Here is a 20,406-nt window from a genome sequence, read left to right as displayed (position 1 = left end):
GCCCACCCTGCAATACCCCAGCACCACATGGTCAAAAAATAGCACCCCCACCTCAGCAATCCGGCAGGTAAATGTGCCGGGTATGGCCATAAGAAAAGCCCGGACATTCCTCCCGGGCTTCACTTTTATGGCCACTGCGACCTTATTTTCCCATGGCCTGCAATACGCGCTCTTCCCGCCCTTTGCGGGAGAAATTCACAGCGCATTCAATCAGGGCCAGGTGGGAATACGCCTGGGGGAAGTTCCCCAGCAGGCGCTTGGTCTTAAAGTCGATGTCCTCGCTAAAGAGCCCCAGGTGGTTGCTGTAGGAAAGCAAGCGTTCAAAAAGCTCCCGTGCGCGCTCTTCCTCCCCAATCTTGTACAGGCTGTTAACAAACCAGAAGGTACAGATGGTAAAGGAGGACGAGGGCAGGCCAAAATCGTCTTCATTCTTGTAGCGGTAAAGCAGCCCGTCGTTGCTCAGGTGTTTTTCCACGGCCCGCACCGTATTCACGTATTTGGGGTCCCGGGCGTGGATAAAGCCGTAACTCTCCATCAGCAGGATGGAGGCATCCATATGGGGCGACCCGTAGGATTGTGTAAAGGCTTGTACCTCATCATTCCAGGCGTGGGCGTGGATGTCGTTTTTAATCTCCTGCTCCAGGGCCGTCCAGCGTTCAATTTTGTGGCTTTTCCCAAAGATGCGGGCAATCTTGATGGCCCGGTCAATGGCCACCCAGCAAAGCACCTTGGAAAAGGTAAAATGTCGGTCTTCTGTCCGGAATTCCCAAATCCCTTTATCCGGCTCCTGCCAGTGCTTCTGGACAATCCAGACAATGCCCTTGGTAATCCCCCAGAGTTCCTCCCCGTGTTCAATGTCGTTGGGAAAACGCACCAGCTGGGCGTGGATCACATCCATCAGGATGCCGTAGATATCGTTCTGCCGCTGCTGGTAGGCGGCATTGCCCACACGCACCGGGCGCGACCCCCCGTAACCGGCCAGGTGTTCCAGGGTGGTCTCGGTAAGCTTTTTTTCCTTGTTGATCCCGTACATGATCTGCAGCTTCTCATCCTTGTCCGGGATCAGGTCTACGATAAACTGCAGATAGCGCCGGGCCACATTCTTATGCCCCAGTTCAGAAACCACCTTCACCACCATGGAGGCATCGCGGATCCAGCAGAAGCGGTAATCCCAGTTGCGCACCTCCCCTATGGTTTCCGGCAGGGAGGTGGTGGCCGCAGCCAGGACGGCCCCAGAGCGGTCGTAACTCAGGAGTTTCAGGGTAATGGCCGAACGCTGGATCTGCTTGTTGTAGGCCTGGTACACGGGGGTGCGGCTGCTCCAGTTGAGCCAGTACACCTTGGTGCGCTCCATTTCCAAATAGGCATTGCGGGTAGAGGGTTTAAAAAGTTTCTCATTGTAGGACAACAGGAAAAAGCCGTTTTCCTTTAACGTGATCTCCCGGCCTTCCACCACCGCATTTTTATTGAAGGAGGTATACAGGAAAACCGTATCGTATTTCTCCCCGTGGTTCAGGCTCACAACAAATCCGTTCTTTACATAGGTTTCCGTGGTGCCCTGGGCGTACTCCAGGCGGGGGTCGTAGTGCACCCGGAATACCGGGGCGCCCTTCACGTATCGGATATAACGGATTATTTCAGGGGGGGCGTGGTACCCGCCATTTTCCTTCCGGTAGCGCGGCATAAAATCCCGTACCTCAAAGATATCTTCCCCGTTGGAGAAGCGGGTAATCAGCAGGGCGGTGCCCCGTTTATAGCGTTGGGTGATGGTATAGGAATCGTCGGTCAGGATTTGAAAACTACCGCCCTTTTCTGCATCGAGCAGGCGGGCAAAGACCGAGCTGGAATCAAACTCGGGCAAACAGCACCAATCCAGGGAGCCTGTTTTAGAGATCAGGGCTGCTGACCTACAGTTTCCTACGATACCAAAATCCAAATTATCCATATGTTGAAATATCCTTAAAAGTGAATGTTTTATTGGTTTAACCCATTCGTTTTGCCGAAATTTAGAGAAAATCAGGCCAAAAACACATCAAAAACGCCCATTTATGCCCAAAACTATCATTATCTCAAACAGACTCCCCGTTCAATTGCAAATTCACAATGGCGGCCTGGAAGCCACCCCCAGTGTGGGTGGTCTGGCTACCGGGATGAAGTCCGTGCACTCCGATGGGGAAAGCCTCTGGATTGGGTGGAGCGGGCTCACCCGGGAAGAAATCCCCGAGGGCCTGGACGGGGATATCGATGCCGCCCTGGAAAAACACGGATGCCGGCGGGTGTCCCTGACCCAGGATGAAGTGGAAGGCTTTTATTTCGGTTTCAGCAACCGCACCATCTGGCCCCTGTACCACTACTTTACGGAATACACGGAATTTGAATTGTCCAGCTGGGAAACCTATGTGCAGGTCAACCGCAAATTTGCCGATGCCATTCTGGAGGAGGCAGAGCCTGAAGACCTGGTCTGGGTACACGATTACCAGCTTATGCTGGTGCCCCAGATGCTGCGGGAACAACAGCCCGACCTTTCCATCGGTTTTTTCCTGCACATCCCCTTCCCGTCCTATGAAATTTTCCGGACCCTGCCCTGGAGGCGGGAAATATTGCGCGGCTTGCTGGGGTCTGACCTCATTGGCTTCCACACCTACGACTACGAACGGCACTTCCTGAGTTCCGTCCGCCGCCTGCTGGGCCTGGAGGTGAGTTTTAACGAAATCCATATGGATGGCCGGGCCGTGAAGGTAGATTCCTTCCCCATGGGCATCGATTACCAGAAATTCAATCAGGCGGCACAGCATCACGCCGCCCTCAAAGAAGGGGATCGCTCGGATCTGAAGCGTCGCCTGGACCAGCACAAAGCCTCCACCCCCAATGCCAAGTTTTTCCTCTCCATAGACCGCCTGGATTACACCAAGGGGATTGCCCAGCGCCTGAAAGCCTTTGAATATTTCCTGAAGAAATACCCACAGTACAAGGAAAAAGTACGTCTGATTATCCTGGCCGTCCCATCCCGATCCAAGGTGCCCCAATACCAACGCCTGAAAAAGGAGATCGACGAGCTGGTAGGACGCATTAACGGGGAATGGTCTACGGTAAGCTGGACCCCCATCTGGTACTTCTACCGCTCCCTGCCCTTCGACAACCTTATAGACCTCTACACCTCCTGCGATATAGCCTGGCTTACCCCCATCCGGGACGGGATGAACCTGGTGGCCAAGGAATACATCGCTACCCGCACGGACCAGAGCGGTGTACTGATCCTGAGTGAAATGGCGGGCTCCGCCAATGAAATGCACGAAGCCCTGCTGATTAACCCCAATAACTTCGAACAGATTGCCGAATCCCTCTACCAGGCCATTAACATGCCCCTGGAAGAGCAGCGTTCCCGAAATGCCCCTATGCAAAAGCGACTGGAACGCTATAATGTGGAGAAGTGGGCCAACGATTTTGTGGATTCCCTCAGGGCTCAGAAAAAACTGGATTTCTCCCACATTGCCCTGAAGCTGAACGTAGACAAAACCCAGGACCTGATCCGGAGCTACCGCGAAGCCAGCAGCCGTATTCTCTTCCTGGATTACGACGGCACCCTGGCCGGCTTCCATACCGACCCTCAGAAGGCCGAACCGGATCCGGAACTCTACAACTTGCTGGATGCCTTGCAGGCCCAGCCGCGCACGGATTTCTTTTTGATCAGCGGGCGCGACAAAGACACCTTCCAGCGCTGGTTTGGCAACAAGGGCTACTCCATGATTGTAGAGCACGGGGTCTGGATTTCGGAAAACGGCAACGGCTTCCGCATGCTGGAAAACGTCAAGAACAACTGGATGGATAAAATCCGCCCGGTGCTGGAATCCTTCGTGGACCGCACCCCAGGGAGTTTTATCGAAGACAAGAACTATTCCCTGGCCTGGCATTACCGCAATACGGACCCCGATTTTGGCCAGAAACGCGCCTCGGAACTCAATACGGTGCTCACTTCCCTGATCGCCAATGACGAACTGAGCGTGCTCAACGGAAATAAGGTGATGGAAATCAAAAGCAGCAATGTAAACAAAGGCCGGGCAGCCATGCGGATGATCGGCCGCAAGGCCTATGATTTTGTCTTTGCCATCGGGGACGACTGGACGGATGAGTTTATGTTCCAGGAACTCCCGGAACAGGCCATTACCGTAAAAGTGGGGCCCATGAAAACACAGGCGCGCTACTTTGTGGACGGCATTGGTTCGGCCCGCGAACTCCTGGGCCGCTTTGCAGCGCTCTAAACGCGCTCACCCCTTGTGAAAACGGCGCGAATTGGCTACTTTAACGCCCCTTTGCCAACCCATGCTGACGATGCTTTTTCACCGGACCTTACAGCACGCCATTCTATTGGCGACGCTAACCCTCCCTGCAGCCTTGCTGGCCCAGCCGGACACCGAGGTATACCAGGTACGCCTGGAAAATGGCCGGATTGCCGGCCCGGCACAAAACCTGTCCGATAACCCGGGTTACGACAACCAGCCGGCATACCTGCCAGACGGGTCCCTCCTGTACGCCCGCACCCGGAACGGGCAAACCGATATTGCCCACTACTCCGCAGCGGATGGCACCACCCAATGGGTTTGCGATACCCCGGGTGGCGGGGAATATTCCCCCACGCCCATCCCGGGCAGTGATGCCGTATCTGCCATTCGCCTGGATACCACCGGCCTGCAACGCCTCTACCGCTATACCGACGGGGAACCCACCCTACTGTTGAACGACTTGAAAGTCGGGTACCACCTCTGGGCCGGGCCTGACCTGTTGATTTGCACCGTCTTGCGGGAAGACCGGATGGACCTGGTCATGGCCCACCCGGGCACTCAGGGCTCCCGCACCCTGCGCAAGGGCGTGGGGCGAAGCCTGGCCCGCATCCCGGGCAGCCATCGCATTAGCTTCACTTCCCCGGAGGACGAGCAGACCTGGGTGTTTACCCTGGACCCTGAAACCGGAGAGCAACAACGCCTGCTGGCCCTGCCGGCCGGGGTACAGGACCTGGCCTGGCTGCCGGATGGTTCCCTGCTCTGCGGCGGGCCGGATGTGTTGCGGCAAATCATGCCAGGGACGGAGGCCCAATGGCGCACCTTCCACCGGTTCGAAGCCGGGGTGGGCCACATTTCCCGCCTGAGCGTTTCCCCGGACAGCCAACGCCTGGCCTTTGTGGCCGAAAAAACAGTAGCCCATGACTAAACCCCACCACAGTGGCCGGCTACAAGCCTTTAGCGACGGGGTATTTGCCTTTGCCGCCACTCTGATGGTGGTTTCCCTGGACCTGAACCGCGGGGTAGCCGAACTGATGGCCCAGGGCAGTAACCTGGTGGCCTTCGGGGTGAGTTTCTTTGTGCTGGTGGCCCTGTGGGTCGTGCATTACAACTACTTCCGCCGCTCGGGCTACGTGGACTACTGGATCATGGCCTACAACGCCCTGTTGCTATTTGTAATCCTCTATTACGTATTCCCTTTGAAATCCCTTGTGCACTCCTGGATGGGGACCCAGCAAATGACCCTGGAAGGCCTCTCCAGCCTGTTCCAGTTGTACAGCCTGGGCTTTGCCCTGATCTTTCTTTGTTATGCCCTGATGTACCGGCGGGCTTTTAAAAAAGAACGCAATGCGGCCACGGCCGTAGACCTTTTGTTTTACACCCGGCATTTTGCCCTCTACGTGGGGGTAGGCCTGCTGTCCATGTTGCTCTCTGCCCTGAAGGTGGGTGTAGGCGTTGGCCTGCCCGGCTTTATCTACGTCCTGCTGGGGCCCCTTTGCTATGCACATTCCAAATGGTTCGACCAAAAATTCAGACCCTCAGACTTATGAAACACTTCCTTACGCTTTGTTTATTCCTGGGTTCCCTGGGGCTTGCCGCCCAAACGGATACCCGTATGTATGATATTATCGATGCCGTATCTGCCAGCCGCCTGGAGGCGGATATCACTACCCTGGCCGGGTTCGGCACCCGGCACACCCTGAGCGACACCGTGTCCCAGACCCGGGGCATTGGCGCTGCCCGCCGCTGGATCAAATCGGAATTCGACAAGATTTCGGCTGCCTGCGGGGATTGCCTGGAGGTTTTCTACCAGCGCAACCTGGTCAAGGCCGGGGAAAACGGGCGCATCACCCGGGACGTATGGGTAGTGAACGTGGTAGCCATACAGCGGGGCACGGCGCATCCCAATCGCATGGCCATCATGAGCGGGGACATCGATTCCCGGGTAAGCGATGCCAATAATTTTACCTCGGATGCCCCGGGCGCCAACGACAACGCCAGCGGGATGGCCGGGGTCCTGGAAGCCGCACGGGTCCTGAGCCAGTACCGTTTCCCCAGCAGCATTGTGTACACCGGCCTCTCCGGGGAAGAGCAGGGCCTCTTCGGGGGCCAGGGCCTGGCCGCCTATGCCCAGGAACAGGGCTGGGACATTGTGGGCATCCTCAATAACGATATGATCGGCAATACCAGCGGGGTAGACGGGGTAGTCTCCAACCGGGACTTCCGGATCTTTTCCGAGCCCGTGCCACCCACGGAAACCGAACGGGAGCGGCGGGCCCGCCGCTTCTACGGAGGCGAAGTAGACGGGATTTCCCGCCAGCTGGCGCGGTACATTTACCGCAGTACCCAGACCTATATGCCCGAGATGAACCCCATGCTCATTTACCGCCTGGACCGCTTTGGGCGGGGCGGGCACCACCGGCCCTTCAACGATGCGGGGTTTGCCGGGGTCCGCATTATGGAAGCCCATGAAAATTACACCCAGCAACACCAGGACATCCGGGTGGAAGACGGGATACAATACGGGGACCTGCTGGAATTTGTGGACTTTGGCTATGCCGCCAAATTAACGGCCGTAAATGCCATTTCCCTGGCCGGGCTGGCCTGGGGCCCGCCGGCCCCTGCCAAGGTGGAAATCGGGGGCGTGGTACAGCCTGCCGCCAAACTGCGATGGGAAGCGGTACCCGGCGCCGTGGGCTACAAGGTCTACTGGCGGGATACCACCTCGCCTACCTGGGACCATTTCCGCTATGTGGGTGATGCCACCGAAACCGTCCTGGAAGGTATCGTAATCGACAATTTTTTCTTCGGGGTAGCCGCCGTGGGGCCCGACGGGCATGAAAGCCCGGTGGTCTTCCCCTCAGGTGTATACCGTTAACAGCACATTATGAAAAGACTCTTTGGATGGGGGCTGATGGCCCTGTTGCTCCCGGTGGGTGCCTGCATGGCGCAGTCCCGGGGCAGCGAATCGGAAACCAAACCCAAAAGCGGGCTGCTCACCCCCTGGGACGGGCGGGCCTTTACCCGGCAGGACAGCCTTCGCGGCAGTATTACCCCGGAAAGGGCCTGGTGGGACCTCACCTATTACGACCTCTCCCTGTCCGTAGACCCGGGCCAAAAAGCGATTTCGGGTAGCAATACGATTGGATATACCGTTTTGGAACCCGCCAACCGGATGCAGCTTGACCTGCAGCCGCCCCTGGAAATTACCGGGGTTCGGCAGGACGGAAAGCCCCTGGCCTTTACCCGGGAGGGGAATGTTTACTTTATAACCCTGGAAAGCGCCCAGCAACCCGGTACCTACCGGGAGGTGGAAGTGGCGTATGGAGGGCACCCCAGGGAAGCCGTCCGCGCTCCCTGGGACGGGGGCTTTTCCTGGAAGCAGGACAGTGCCGGCCTCCCCTTTGTGGCCACCTCCTGCCAGGGCCTGGGCGCCAGTGCCTGGTGGCCCAACAAGGACCACATGTACGACGAGGTAGACAGCATGTCTATGCGCATTACCGTGCCCAAACCTTTGGTGGATGTCTCCAACGGCCGGCTGAAGGCGGTTTCGGAAACGGACAGCACCAGCACCTACCACTGGGTGGTGGCCAACCCCATCAACAATTACGGGGTGAATGTCAACATCGGGGACTATGTGCATTTCGGGGAAACCTATGCCGGCGAAAAAGGCCCCCTGGATGTAGACTATTATGTGCTGCGCGAAAACCTGGACAAGGCTAAGGCGCAATTCCGGCAGGTACCCCTGATGCTGGAGGCCTTTGAACACTGGTTTGGCCCCTACCCCTTCTACGAAGACAGTTTTAAGCTGGTGGAAGCCCCTTACCTGGGGATGGAGCACCAGAGCTCGGTCACCTACGGCAACGGCTATGCGAACGGGTACCGGGGTACCGACCTGTCCGGAAGCGGCTGGGGGATGAAGTTCGATTACATCATCATCCACGAGGCCGGGCACGAGTGGTTTGCCAACAACATCACCTACCGCGACATCGCAGACATGTGGATCCACGAGAGCTTTACCACCTATTCCGAAAGCCTGTACTTGGATTACCACTTTGGGACGGAGGCTGCCAATGCCTATGTTATCGGGCTCAGGCGGAACATCCGCAACGACAGCCCCATTATCGGGCCCTATAACGTGAACCAGGAAGGCTCCCGCGATATGTACTTTAAAGGGGCCAACATTTTGCATACCCTGCGGCAACTGGTGGAGGACGATGCCCTGTGGCGCAGCATGTTGCGGGGGTTGAACCAGGAATTTTACCACCAGACGGTAACCACCCGGCAAATCGAGGACTTCCTCAGCGCCCGCAGCGGCAAGGACCTCTCTGCCTTTTTTGACCAGTACCTGCGCACGGCAAAAATCCCCAGGCTGGAATACCGGCGGGCCAACGGCCAGCTGGAATACCGCTATACCCAGGTGGTACCCGGCTTTGACATGCCGGTTCGGGTGTTCCTGGACGGGGAGGCCCACTGGCTTTTTCCGTCCGCCCAATGGAAGCAGGAAGCCCTGCCGGAAAATACCGCCCTGATGTGGGACCCGAATTTTTATATCCAAACCCAGGCCCTTCCCCCGGGGCAACCGTAATTGACCCTGCGTTATGAAACCGTATTATCTCTGCCTGAGCCTTATTTTGCTGGCCGTGTCCTGCCAGGAAAAACCGGCGCCCGAACCGAACCGCGTGGTGCAACAGGAAGCCCGCGCCCGTATGGATTCCCTCTTGCAATCCCTGGTGGCTTCGGGGAAAGTGGCCGGGGTCTCTTCCCTGGTCTACGAAAAAGGCCAAGAAGCCTATTTTGGCGCCTACGGGTACGCCAACCGGGAAGACAGCATCCCCATGGCCCGCAACACCCTGGTGCAGATCTTTTCCATGACCAAGCCCCTGACCGGCACCGCCCTGATGTCCGTCTATGAAACCGGGGCCTTTGCCCTGGACGATTCCCTGGCCCAATATGCCCCCGAGTTTGCAGGGATGCAGGTGTATAAGGGGGTGGATGAACACGGGCAGATGCAGACCGAGCCGGCCCGCAGCGCCATTACCATCCGGGATATTACCCGCCACACGGCTGGCTTCCCCAACCGTACCGAAATTCCCGGTTTGGGGGATGCGTTGGCCGAAGCCGCCCCCCTGGCCAAAGAAAAGACCCTTTCGGAAATGGCAGCCACCTTTGGAAAGCTCCCGCTTTGGTTCCATCCCGGAACCCAGTGGGAATACGGCCCCAGCGTAGACGTGCAGGCCTTCCTGGTGGAGCGCCTCTCGGGCATGCCCTTTGATGACTACCTGCAGCAGGAAGTCCTGGGGCCCCTGGGGATGACGGACACCCGCCGGGTGGTTCCCCCGGCAGACCGGGAACGATTTTCTGCCATGTACCGCCTGGAAGAGGACGGAAGCCTTACCCAAATCCCGGACAGCCTCTCCAAAATCGAGCATTTCCAGGCCTGGCCCCTGCAGCGGGGCGGCTGGGGGATGACTTCCTCCCTGGACGACTATATGCGCTTTGCCCGGATGTTGTTGGGTCGCGGTACCCTAAACGGGGTACAGGTGCTGAAACCGGAGACCGTGGCCCTGATGGCTACCAACCACCTGCCGGACAGCGTAACCGAACGGGCCTGGTTGCCCAGCAAGGGGCAAGTAGGCTTCGGGATTGATTTTGCCGTGCGCACCGCACCCCCGGCCGGGCCCCAGGAAAACAACGGCGCGGTGGGCGAATTCTTCTGGGACGGGGCAGCCAGCACCCTCTTCTGGGTAGACCCGCAAAACGAGCTGGCCGCCGTTCTGTTTGTACAACTATTCCCCTACGACCCCATCCGGCTGCACAAGAATTTCCGGGATGCGGTCTACGGGCCGTATGTGCCCCCAGCTACGCAAAACGCAGAATAAGAAAGGGGCGCCCATGGCGCCCCTTTTCATTTCGTTCCGGGTTTCGGTTTACTGAAACTGTACCCCGGTAATGGCTACCATACCCGGGTCGTCCGAGGGGTGGCGCTTATAGGTGAGGTACACGGTTTGTTTCCCTTGTTGGGGCTTGCTGATCATTACGGGTATACCTGTGCCTTGTCCCGCCTGGGGGGTGGTCAGGCTACCGGAGCCGATCACTTCCCCGTCCGGGCTGCCCAGGTGGAGTTCAAAATCCGCCCCGGCGGATGGGGGCGTCTGCCACCCGGCCATAAGCAGGAGCATTTTCACTCCGCTCATGTCATATCCATCCAGTTTCAGGTAACCTTCTCCTGCATTGAGCAGCGCCAGGTTCATGGCCCCGAAGGACATGGCCTGCATCCCTTCCATTTCCATATCCTCAGATGGGGAAATGGTGTTGCCGGTAAGGGCCATCTGCCCGTTGCCGGTAAGGGCCTTTACCCCGTTCCCGCCCTGGTCAGTGTAAGACGCGGTCAGGATCATGGTGTTGGCGGCCTGGGAGGCGTCCGGGATAATGGTGCCGGACAGCGGCAGGGAGGGTGCCCGCTCCCGCGTATCTTCCAGGGACAGGATATAGGTGGCAATCTGCCGCGCCTCCTCGGTGCTTACATCCGGGTGGGCCGGCATGACCACTTCGCCCCATACGCCGCTGCCGCCCTGCTGGATTTTCTCCATCAGGTAGCGCAGGTTGGTATTGCGACGGCCTTCCTGGTATTTGGCAGACACCAGGTTATAGGCCGGGCCAATAGAGGCCTCGTTTTCCTTGTGGCAGGATTTGCAGTCCAGGCTCTGGGTGAGGGCCTTGCCGCTGATGGCAGCCGTAGCCTGCTGGTGCCCAAAGTTCCGGGAGCTGTCGTCCATGCCTTCGCGGTAATCCACCGCGATGTAGTAACTGCCGTCTTCGGGAACCACTTCCTCCCCTTCATCCACAATGGTAACCTGGTATTGAACCGGTACGCCGGGGATAAAGAAGGATTCGTTCCCCCCGGCCAGGGATATCCGGACCTCCGGACGGGTATTGCCCACAAATACGGTTTCTTTGGCGGATTCAGAGGCCATGCCGGAAGCATCCACCGCCTTGGCGCTCAGCTGGAACTCCCCGGTTTTTTCGAAAGTATATTCCAGGGTGGGGGTATCCGTCACCACGCTGTCGCCGCTGCTAAACTGCCACACATAGTGCATAGCGTCTCCTTCCAGGTCCTGGGCATTCAGGGTGGCCTTGATGCTCAGGGGGGCCTGTCCGGAGGTGAGGTCCACTTCCAGGCCCTCGATCATGGGCGGGCGGTTGCCTCCATTGTATTCGATATAGCTGAGCCCGCTGTTGTCGTTCTTGGTAAACCAGCCGGTCCCGTATTCCAGCAGGTATACCCGGCCGGAGGGGGCTACCTCCATATCGATCAGGTTGTAGAGCTGTATGTCCGAAGCAAAGGGTTCCATCTTGTTGAAAGTGCCATCCTCAAAGAGGTGGACGGCCTTCATCCAGCCCCGCATCCAGTCGTAGACAATCACCTTCCCATCGTAGTATTCCGGCAGGGCCCCTTCCCCGTTATAGAGGTCGGAATAATAGGCAGGGCCCGCCATGGCGTTCCGGCTACCGGAGCCCACCTGGGGGTATTCGGCACTCTCCCCGTAATGGTAGTACACCATGGCCGGCTGGGCCGGGGGAAGCTCCTGCAACCCGGTGTTGTTTCGGGAATTGTTGATGGGATGCTCGGGGTCGAAGGGTTCCCCGCTTTCCCCGGTGGCATAATCATATGCCACATAGGGCTTGTTGTTGGCGATAAACAGTGGCCAACCAAAGTTACCGGGCTGGCGTGCCTGGTTGATCTCGTCATAGCCGCGGGGCCCGCGGGTCTGAAGGCTGTCTGCCCGGGCATCGGGGCCCACATCCCCCCAGTAAACATATCCATTTTTCGGGTCTACCGAAATCCGGTAAGGGTTCCGGTGGCCCATGGTATAAATTTCCGGACGGGTATTGGGCGTACCCGGGGCAAAGAGGTTCCCTTCCGGGATGTCGTAGCTGCCGTCTTCGTTCACCCGAATCCGGAGGATCTTACCCCGCAGGTCATTCGTGTTCCCGGAAGAACGGCGGGCATCGAATTGGGAACTACCCGGCAGGTCGTTCAGGGGGGCAAAGCCGTTGTTTACATAGGCTACATCTGCCTGGTTAAACGGCGTGGAGTTGTCGCCCGTAGACAGGTAGAGCAGGCCGTCGCCCCCGAAGGCGATGGAACCCCCGGTGTGGCAGCAGATCTCCCGGTCGCTGTGCAGTTCCAGGATCACCTGTTCGGAATCCAGGTCAAAGTTCCCGTCCTGGTATGTAAAGCGGGACAGCCGGTTGATCTCCGCATCCCCTGTGGGGGCATAGTATACGTAGATCCAGTGGTTATTGGCGTAATCCGGGTCCTTTTGCAGGCCCATCAGGCCCTCTTCGGCATTTACCCCGGGGGTGCGCAGGGTCTTGTGGTACACATCCAGGTAGGCTACCTGGCGCAGCTCGCCCGTGGCCTGCTCATAGAGCATGATCTCGCCCCGGCGCTGCCCGATCAGGATATCTTCCCCGGGAAGGACCGTCATTTCCGTAGGCTCAAAGAATTCCCCCTGAATCAGTTGAACCTTGGTGAAGCGGTTGGCCTCCGGCGGGATCTGGGAATGGGCCTTACTGTAGTCCAGTTCCATGTTTTCGCCAATGGCATACTGAATCCCACCCCAGAGGTGTTGCAGGTAGAGATCTTCGGAAAAACTTTCCTCCGTATGGCCCAGGGCGGTGTAGAACGCCCGGCCGCCGTCGTACTCGTGGTACCAGGCCATGGGGTGGTAATCCCCGTTCTGCCCGCCTTCGTACGTGCTTTCATCAATAGTGATCAGGACGTTTACCTCCGGGTTCAGGTTTTTAAAATTGTACATTTCATCGGTACGGTGCCAGATGGAATCCTGGAAAAAGACGGTGGAAGGATGCCCCTGATCCACAATGGTAAAGTCGGCTTCGGGCGTGCCGGCAGGATGGCTCAGGAAGTAGCCCCCGGCCAGTTTGCCATACCAGCCCCAATCGTATTCGGTATCGGTGGCGGCGTGAATCCCCACATACCCGCCCCCGGCCTGGATATAGCGCTCAAAGGCGGCCTCCTGGGCGGCATCCAGCACGTCGCCGGTGGTACTCAGGAAGATCACCGTGCTGTATTGCTTCAGGTTTTCTTCGTTAAAGCGGGCGGCGTTCTCGGTGGTATCCACTTCGAAGCCATGCTGGGCGCCCAGCTCGCGGATCGCTTCAATCCCCGCGGGGATGGAGGCGTGGCGAAAGCCCATGGTCTTGCTGAAGACCAGCACCTTAGGCGGGCCCGGACGTTTCTGATCACAAGAAACGACAAAGGCCCCAACCAGGAGGGCCACAAGTAAAATGCGTACGGATTTCATGAACGTTTTCGTTTGAGTTTGATTATTCAGGAAGGTAAATGTACAATTTACACCTGTGGCATTCCCGTTTGCCAAAAACTTTATCGTAATTTTAAGATTCCCTGTTTGATATGAAACAAATTGGCCCTGGAAACCCAATATTTTGAGCATGCCGGGTTGTGGCGCAGCTGGTTGGAATCCCACCACGGCCACAGCCAGGGGGTCTATCTGATCTTTTATGCGGTGGGCCATGCCATGCCGAGTATGCGCTGGGAAGAGGCCGTGCGGGAGGCGCTGTGCTTCGGGTGGATTGACTCCACAGTAAAGAGCCTGGGGGATGGAAAACGCCGGCAGTATTTCTGCCCGCGCAAGCCGGGGAGCACCTGGAGCCGGATCAACAAAACCCATCTGGCCGAACTGATGGAAGCCGGCCGCGTACACCCCAGCGGGATGGAACGCATCCGCCAGGCCCAGGCGGACGGTTCCTGGGTAGCCCTGGACCAGGTAGAGGCCGGGGTGGTCCCGCCGGACCTGCAGGAGGCCCTGGATCGGTCACCTGAAGCCCTTAGCTTTTTCAACAGCCTGAGCCGGACCTATCGCAAGAGCTATTTGTACTGGCTGTTTCAGGCCAAACGGGAAGAAACCCGGAACAAACGCATTTCAACCATTGTCGGCTGCTGTGCTGCCGGCAAAAAAACCTGGTACCCATGAATCTGAAAGTCCTCTGTGGCATCCTTTTGCCGGCCCTTCTGGCCGCAATGGGGTGCCGGCCGGCCCCTGCCTCGGGCCCGGAATCCGAAACGGCCATGATCATCCGCAACGTCCATATTGTAGATGTGGAACGTGGACTGCTCCTGGAGCACCAGGCCGTGGTTATAGATTCCGGCCGTATTGTCCGCATTGCCCGGGGGGCCGAAGTGGCAGTTACTTATGCTACCGAAATAGATGGGCAGGGCGGGTACCTGATGCCCGGGCTCACGGAAATGCACGCCCATATCCCCTCTCCCCCGGCAGACCCGCAGTGGATCCGGGATGCCCTGTACCTTTACCTGTCCCAGGGGGTGACCACCATCCGGGGCATGCTGGGCCACCCGGCCCACCTGGAACTGCGGGAGCAAGCCGAAAACGGAGAGCTCCCCAGCCCCAGGATTTATACCTCCAGCCCTTCCCTGAACGGCAACACTGTTCCTGATACGGCCACCGCAGCGGCCCTGGTACGCCAATACGCCCGGGAAGGTTACGATTTCCTCAAGATCCACCCAGGTATTCCCCGGCCCGCCTTTGATGCCCTGGTGGCCACCGCCCAAGAGGAAGGTATCCCCTATGCCGGGCACGTACCCGTGGATGTGGGGATCCGGCAAGCCCTGGAAAGCGGTTACGCCACTGTAGACCACGTAGACGGCTACCTGGAAGGCCTGGTCCCGGAAAAGGCCGGGGTTGCCCCGGACCAGAACGGGTTCTTTGGCTTCAACTTTACCGACCTGGCGGATACCACCCGTCTGGAGGGGCTCCTGCAACTCACCCGGGAAAACGGGGTCTGGATTGTACCCACCCAAAGCCTCTTTGAGCGGTGGTTTGCACCCACCACTGCCGATAGCCTGTTGGCCCAGCCGGAAATGCAATTCATGCCTCAAACCATACGCGATGCCTGGGCACGGAACAAGGCCCAGTATATGAATAGCCCGAACTGGGACCCGGAGCGCTGGGCCCGCTTTGACCAACTTCGCCTTTGGATGATCCGCCGCCTCCATCAGGACGGCCATGGCCTGCTCTTGGGCTCGGATGCCCCCCAGGTATTTAATGTACCCGGTTTTTCCCTCCGGCACGAAATGGCCGGGATGCTCCGGGCCGGGATCCCCCTGGCCGATATCCTGAAAATGGGCACCCTGGAACCCGCCTTCTTCTTTGGCATTGACGGGGAAACCGGCTCGGTGGAAGTGGGAAAAAAGGCGGAATTGGTCCTGCTGGCCACCAACCCCCTGGAAGACCCGGATGCCCTTGGGGATATACGCGGGGTGATGCGGCAGGGGCAGTGGCATTCCCAAACAGACCTGGCTGCTGGCTTGGAAGCCATTGCCCAAAGGTATGCGCAGAACGGAGCGGAATAGTCACCGGAAACGAATACTGTAGATTGCCGGGGTTAAACCTTTAGCCCTTTCGCGGGTCAAAGAACCCTATGGTTCTTTGCAGCCCCCATGGGGGAGGACCTGAACACGCACAACCTAAAACCACACCTATGAAACCCACCTTGTACGGCCGGTTCGCATGTGCCGCCCTGACCTTCGCCCTGCTGCTGAGCAGTTGCGGCCCCAAATGGGAAGAAACCCAGAAAGACGGATTCAATGTAGTGACCCAGGCCGGGGGCCAAACCCTGGGGTATGCCCCGGGTTCCGGGGTTACCCTGCTTACCGAAGACCGGTATGCGTTCAAGGACCTGAACCGCAATGGCAGCCTGGAGCCTTATGAAGACTGGCGGCTTACGGCCCGGCAGCGGGCCGAGGACCTGGCCGGGCGCATGAGCGTGGAACAGATTGCGGGCCTGATGCTCTACAGCGCCCACCAACGGGTACCCGGAGGGGGCTTCGGGGGGCGGGACACTTACAACGGGCAATCCTTTGAGGAGAGCGGGGCCCTGCCCTCGGACCTCACCGACCAGCAAAAGGCCTTCCTGACCGACGACAACCTGCGCCACGTCTTGATTACCACCGTGGAACGCCCGGGGGTGGCTGCCCGCTGGAACAACAATGTACAGGCCCTGGTAGAGGGCCTGGGCCTGGGCATCCCGGCCAACAACAGTACGGACCCCCGCCACGAAGCCGCTTCGGATGAAGAATTCACCATGGGGGCGGGGGGCGACATTTCCCGCTGGCCCAATGCCATTGGCCTGGCGGCGAGTTTTGACCCCGCCCTGGTACAGGAGTTTGGCCGGATTGCCTCCATTGAGTACCGGGCTCTGGGCCTGGCCACAGCCCTGTCGCCCCAGGTAGATCTGGCCACGGACCCGCGCTGGTACCGCTTCAGCGGGACCTTCGGGGAGGAGCCCCGCATGGCCACGGCCATGGCGCGGGCCTATGTGGACGGGTTCCAGACTTCCTCTGCGGAAAAGGAAATTGCCGGCGGCTGGGGCTATGAATCCGTGAATGCCATGGTCAAGCACTGGCCCGGCGGCGGCGCCGGGGAAGGCGGACGGGACGCCCACTACGGCTTCGGCAAGTTTGCGGTTTTTCCGGGTAACAACCTGGACATGCACCGCCTGCCCTTTACGGAGGGCGCGTTTAAACTGGATGGGGGCACGGGGAAAGCAGCCGCAGTTATGCCCTATTATACTATTTCCTTTGGGCAGGATCCCGCCGGGGATAACGTGGGTAATGCCTTCAGCAAGTACTTTATTACGGACATGCTTCGCGGCACCTACGGGTACGACGGGGTGGTCTGCACGGACTGGGGGGTAACCCGCCCGGATGAGGGCATGGCCGTTTTTGGCCGGACCCCATGGGGCGTGGAAGGCCTGACTGAAGCCCAGCGGCATTACCGCATCCTGATGGCCGGATGCGACCAGTTTGGGGGCAACAATGCCGCCGGACCGGTATTGGAAGCGTACCAGATGGGCGTGGAAGAACACGGGGAGGAATATATGCGGACACGGATGGAGACCTCCGCCCGCAGGCTGTTGACCAATATTTTCCAGGTGGGACTGTTCGAGAACCCCTATCTGGATGTAGCCGAAACCGAAGCCGTGGTGGGCAACCCGGAATTTATGAAGGCCGGGTATGAAGCCCAGCAGAAATCTGTGGTGTTACTGAAAAATGAAGATGGGGTACTCCCATTGGCTAAAACGACCAAAGTCTATATCCCGCAACGGTTTGTACCCCCGTCCGAAAGCTTCTTTGGCGATCCCATCCCGGGCCGGTGGGAAGACCCCATCCGCCCGGAAATTGCTTCCCGGTATTTCGAGACCGTAGATACCCCGGAAGCCGCCGATGTAGCCCTGGTGGTTATCACCAGCCCCATTAACGGGCGTACGGCCGGGTACAGCACGGACGATGCCGAGGCTGGCGGCAACGGGTTTTTCCCCATCTCCCTCCAGTACGAACCCTATACTGCCACCGAGGCCCGGGACCCCTCCCTGGCCGGTGACCCGCGGGAAGGCGATGTGCTGAACCGGACCTACAAGGGCAAAGCCGCCACAGCCCACAATAGTACGGACCTGCAATTGATCCGGGACACCCAGGCCGCCATGCAGGGCAAACCCGTGGTGGTGGTTCTGAAATTGTCCAACCCCACCGTGGTGGCCGAATTTGAACCTGGTATCCAGGGTCTTTTGGTGAATTTCAATGTGTCGGACCAGGCCGTACTGGATATCGTTTCCGGAGCGGTGGCCCCTTCGGGCCTGCTACCCCTTCAGATGCCCGCCCATATGGCCACGGTGGAACGGCAATATGAAGACGTGCCTCTGGATATGGAGGTCCATGTGGACCAGGCGGGGCATGCCTACGACTTCGGGTACGGCATGAACTGGGAAGGCCCCATACAAGACGCGCGTACAGAAAGGTTTAAACCCGCTGAAGATTAACCATTTATGAATTTATATAAAACCATCCCGGCCCTGGCCGGGATGTTATTTTCCTTTAGCGCCCTTGTGGGGCAGACCCAGGTGGGCGACCCCCGTGAAAGCCACCAGTTGGAAATCCGAAGGGCCTCCTCCCCTATTGTCATGGACGGCTTGCTGGGCGAAGCAGCCTGGGACGAGGCCGCCGTGGCCACGGAATTCTGGCAAAAATACCCCACGGACGGGGTCCCCGCGGCCAAACGCACGGAGGTGCGCATGACCTACGACGACCGCTTCCTCTACATTTCCGCCGTGTGTTACGACAGCGGGGAGTATGTGGTGCAGACCCTGAAGCGGGACAGCCGTTTCTTTGACGGGGATGCCTTCGGGGTGGTGATTGACCCGGTAAACCGGCGCACCAATGGTTTCCTGTTCGGGGTAAGTCCCTACAATGTACAATCCGAAGACCTGCTGAGCCAGAATAGTTTTGGCAGGCTCAACTTTAGCTGGGACAACCGCTGGTTTTCAGAGGTCACCCGTTTTGATGACCGCTGGATTGTAGAGATGGCCATCCCCTTTAAAACCCTACGGTTTGAAACCGGGCTGCAGACCTGGGGCATCAACTTTTTTCGCAATGACCTGAAGGCCAACCAGTACCACAGCTGGACCCCCATGCCGGTAAACTTCAACCTGACGGACCTGGGGTATACCGGCGCCCTGACCTGGGACGCCCCGCCCCAGAAAACAGGGACCAACGTCTCGGTAATCCCTTACCTGCGTACGTCCCTCTACAAGGATAAGGAAGCGGCAGACCCAGGGGTGGATTCCGAATTGGATGCCGGGGTGGATGCCAAACTGGCCCTGACCTCCTCCCTGAACCTGGACCTGACGGTAAACCCGGATTTTTCCCAGGTGGACGTGGATGTGCAACAGACCAACCTCACCCGGTTTAGCCTGAACTTCCCGGAGCGCAGGCCCTTTTTCCTGGAAAACAACGACCTGTTCACCAGCTTTGGTACGCCCCCGGCACGGCCCATCTTTACCCGCCGCATGGGCCTGGACGAAAACCGGATGCCGGTCCCCATCCTGTTTGGGGCACGGTTGAGCGGTAATGTGGGCAACCGCCTGCGCGTGGGCCTGCTGAACCTGCAGACCAAGGCAGAAGAAGGCCGCAACGGGCAAAATTATACCATTGCCACCTTTAACCAGAGTGTGTTGAAGCGCTCGCTAATCAAAGGGTATGTGACCAACCGGCAGGCCGTGGTGAAAGGGGAAGGTTTCGATTACAATGACTATGGGCGCAACGCAGGCCTGGAATTCAACTACCTGAACCTTTCCGGTACCTGGAATGTATTTGGCGGGCTGCACCTTTCGGACAAACCGGACATTGGCCTGGGCACCTTCCGCAATTTGGCCGTGCAGCACAGTGGGCGCAACCTCAACTTTTTTGTGGATTACTTTGGGATCGACACCGAATACTATGCCGATATCGGTTTTATCCCCCGCCTGGATAATTATGATGCTGCCAATGATACCATCGTTCACCTGGGGTACGAGCACCTGTATTCCCGTGTGGGTTATACCTGGCGTCCCGAGGGGGACAAGGCGGTGATTTCCCATGGCTTTGCCCTGCAAAACCGGCAGGACTGGCAGGTCGACTGGACATTTAACGAGCGCGCCAGTGCCTTGAACTACGAGGTGCGGTTCCGCAATACCAGCCAGCTGCAACTGTCTTTGGAAGATAATGACACCCGCTTGCTGTTTGCGACCCGGTTTACGGATGCAGAGCCCCTGCCGCCGGGGAAATACACCTACCGCGCGGCCTCCCTGGGCTACAATTCCGATACCCGCAAATCCATAGCTTTTGAAGGCGGGATGCAGACCGGAGGTTTTTACAATGGTACCCTGAACAGTTTTGTTGCCGGGCTTACCTACCGGGTGCAGCCCTGGGGGAACTTCAGCCTGGCCCTGGAGCAGAACTACCTGCGGTTGCCCGGGCCCTATGGCTCGGCGGACCTTACGCTGATCAACCAGCGATCGGAGGTGAATTTCTCCAACAAATTGTTCTGGACCACCTTCCTGCAGTACAATACGCAGGCGGACAATTTTAACATCAACAGCCGGCTGCAATGGCGCTTTGCGCCCATGTCCGACCTGTTCCTGGTGTATACGGACAACTACCTGAGTACCCCCTTTTTACAGGTAAACCGCAACCGGGGCGTGGTATTGAAACTCAATTACTGGTTTACGTTTTAGGGTTACTGCAAGG

At 58.4% G+C, this 20,406-nt stretch carries 12 protein-coding genes; 10 read left to right on the top strand and 2 right to left on the bottom strand.

Annotation, left to right across the window (positions count from 1 at the left end):
- Window positions 1-142: 142 nt before the first annotated feature.
- The gene (locus tag OZ410_RS14075) at window positions 143-1,945 is read right to left on the bottom strand and encodes a glycoside hydrolase family 15 protein (protein ID WP_277708657.1); all 1,803 of its coding nucleotides are present in this window, start codon (window positions 1,943-1,945) and stop codon (window positions 143-145) included.
- Window positions 1,946-2,048: 103 nt separating this feature from the next.
- Here OZ410_RS14075 and OZ410_RS14070 point away from each other — a divergent pair, with 103 nt between their 5' ends.
- From OZ410_RS14070 to OZ410_RS14045, 6 genes are all read left to right on the top strand, one after another.
- Entirely contained in the window at window positions 2,049-4,259 is a 2,211-nt protein-coding gene (locus OZ410_RS14070) for a bifunctional alpha,alpha-trehalose-phosphate synthase (UDP-forming)/trehalose-phosphatase (RefSeq protein ID WP_277708656.1), read from the top strand.
- Between the two features lie 61 nt (window positions 4,260-4,320).
- Complete coding sequence (locus OZ410_RS14065) at window positions 4,321-5,205, top strand: TolB family protein (RefSeq protein WP_277708655.1); 885 nt, start codon at window positions 4,321-4,323, stop codon at window positions 5,203-5,205.
- Window positions 5,198-5,827, top strand: a complete 630-nt coding sequence (locus OZ410_RS14060; RefSeq protein ID WP_277708654.1) for a TMEM175 family protein — start codon at window positions 5,198-5,200, stop codon at window positions 5,825-5,827. Before OZ410_RS14065 ends, OZ410_RS14060 begins: the two co-directional genes overlap by 8 nt.
- Window positions 5,824-7,155 carry a M28 family metallopeptidase gene (locus OZ410_RS14055; RefSeq protein WP_277708653.1) on the top strand — a complete coding sequence of 444 codons (1,332 nt, stop codon included), beginning with the start codon at window positions 5,824-5,826 and terminating at the stop codon, window positions 7,153-7,155. Before OZ410_RS14060 ends, OZ410_RS14055 begins: the two co-directional genes overlap by 4 nt.
- A 9-nt stretch (window positions 7,156-7,164) precedes the next feature.
- Window positions 7,165-8,865: a M1 family metallopeptidase gene (locus tag OZ410_RS14050; RefSeq protein ID WP_277708652.1), complete on the top strand. Its 1,701-nt coding sequence runs from the start codon at window positions 7,165-7,167 to the stop codon at window positions 8,863-8,865.
- A gap of 13 nt (window positions 8,866-8,878) precedes the next feature.
- Window positions 8,879-10,159, top strand: coding sequence for a serine hydrolase domain-containing protein (locus tag OZ410_RS14045; protein WP_277708651.1), 1,281 nt, complete (start codon window positions 8,879-8,881; stop codon window positions 10,157-10,159).
- A gap of 48 nt (window positions 10,160-10,207) precedes the next feature.
- Here OZ410_RS14045 and OZ410_RS14040 read toward each other — a convergent pair whose 3' ends face one another.
- A complete protein-coding gene (locus OZ410_RS14040) occupies window positions 10,208-13,609 on the bottom strand; it encodes a ThuA domain-containing protein (RefSeq protein ID WP_277708650.1) in 3,402 nt (1,133 codons plus the stop codon).
- A 120-nt stretch (window positions 13,610-13,729) separates the two neighbouring features.
- On the opposite strand from OZ410_RS14040, the gene OZ410_RS14035 reads away from it, so the two are divergent.
- The 4 genes from OZ410_RS14035 to OZ410_RS14020 all read left to right on the top strand — a co-directional run bounded on the left by OZ410_RS14035 (window position 13,730) and on the right by OZ410_RS14020 (window position 20,393).
- Window positions 13,730-14,299 carry a YdeI/OmpD-associated family protein gene (locus OZ410_RS14035; RefSeq protein WP_277708649.1) on the top strand — a complete coding sequence of 190 codons (570 nt, stop codon included), beginning with the start codon at window positions 13,730-13,732 and terminating at the stop codon, window positions 14,297-14,299.
- A complete protein-coding gene (locus tag OZ410_RS14030) occupies window positions 14,296-15,696 on the top strand; it encodes an amidohydrolase family protein (protein ID WP_277708648.1) in 1,401 nt (466 codons plus the stop codon). Before OZ410_RS14035 ends, OZ410_RS14030 begins: the two co-directional genes overlap by 4 nt.
- A gap of 128 nt (window positions 15,697-15,824) precedes the next feature.
- Window positions 15,825-18,161: a glycoside hydrolase family 3 protein gene (locus OZ410_RS14025; RefSeq protein ID WP_277708647.1), complete on the top strand. Its 2,337-nt coding sequence runs from the start codon at window positions 15,825-15,827 to the stop codon at window positions 18,159-18,161.
- Window positions 18,162-18,167: 6 nt separating this feature from the next.
- Window positions 18,168-20,393 carry a DUF5916 domain-containing protein gene (locus tag OZ410_RS14020; RefSeq protein ID WP_277708646.1) on the top strand — a complete coding sequence of 742 codons (2,226 nt, stop codon included), beginning with the start codon at window positions 18,168-18,170 and terminating at the stop codon, window positions 20,391-20,393.
- Window positions 20,394-20,406 lie beyond the last annotated feature (13 nt).

Origin of the sequence: Robiginitalea aestuariiviva, from assembly GCF_029537735.1 — a bacterium.
Classification (GTDB): domain Bacteria; phylum Bacteroidota; class Bacteroidia; order Flavobacteriales; family Flavobacteriaceae; genus Robiginitalea; species Robiginitalea aestuariiviva.
The sequence above is the reverse complement of the archived record's forward strand: the minus strand, read 5'-3'. Positions and strand labels throughout refer to the sequence as shown.